Genomic DNA, 888 nt, shown 5'->3' on the forward strand with positions numbered 1-888 from the left:
GTCTACGCCCTGGCAACCGATGGTGCCGAGGGCGCAACCTGCTTCGCCGAGACTTGGAGATGGCAATGGCGCTGACAGGCCGGGCGCGCATCGGCGAGATCGACCGGCTGGTAATCTGGTCAAGCCCGAAACTATTTTTCAGCAAGTTCAGCATTGCACTTTTCGCTTCACCTCCGTCGCGCCCTTTGTCCGGCCGAGCGCCGACTACCTGGATGTCCGATTAGATTTACAGCTGGCGGTCTGCTGTCGGCCACAATCGTGCCTTCGCATTTTGACTACTGGCGTCGAACTTGCCGTGAGGATGACTCGGACGGAGGACAGGAGCGCGATGCAACTGACTGCCTTTACCGGCTTCGTAGCCGTTTACCGGCCGTTATAGCACAATCGATGCCGGACCGAAGTGCACGGACAATGGCACCGTCGTGTACAATGTCGCACAATGGTATAGAAAGGCGGTGGTTCGCGAGCCGAACGAAACTGCGAACCATGGTGTTGCCGGTCGCTACTTCTGGTGCTGAGTTGCGCCAACTTCCCGCCGCCAAGGCGGGTTTTTTGTTTCTGCCCTTCGTTACGATCAAGGCTCCGATCAGGCAGGCTTCGAGACGATGATGGCCAGCGATGCCAATCTGCCTTCGCTCAGGCTACGGATGTAGTTCTTGCGTCGCTGCACGAATTCGGTGCCGAGCACGATTTCATTGACCTGACGTTGCACAGGCGAAGGAATGATGCCGGAACTGGCCCTTTGCATCGCCAGTTCGACATGTTCGCCGGTCTCGTCGATGACTTCGTCAATATGGAAGCCCGCGTCGGCGAACAGGGTCTTCAGGGTATCCCGGTCAACAAGGTGGCTGGTTTCCGGCGCAACCGCCCAGGGCAAGGGATAATTCG

General features: G+C 58.1%; 1 protein-coding gene and 1 pseudogene. One reads left to right on the forward strand and one right to left on the reverse strand.

The genetic code is table 11. From position 1 onward, the window contains the following. Positions 1-224: hypothetical protein (locus tag EN914_RS39745; protein ID WP_245497947.1), on the forward strand; the 224-nt coding region annotated here is incomplete at its 5' end. Positions 225-586: 362 nt separating this feature from the next. Here EN914_RS39745 and EN914_RS36830 read toward each other — a convergent pair. Beyond that, positions 587-888: pseudogene (locus tag EN914_RS36830) on the reverse strand (methyltransferase type 11); the annotation flags it as partial.

It is taken from the genome of Mesorhizobium sp. M7A.F.Ca.CA.001.08.2.1 (genome assembly GCF_003998455.1).
Lineage (GTDB): Bacteria > Pseudomonadota > Alphaproteobacteria > Rhizobiales > Rhizobiaceae > Mesorhizobium > Mesorhizobium ciceri.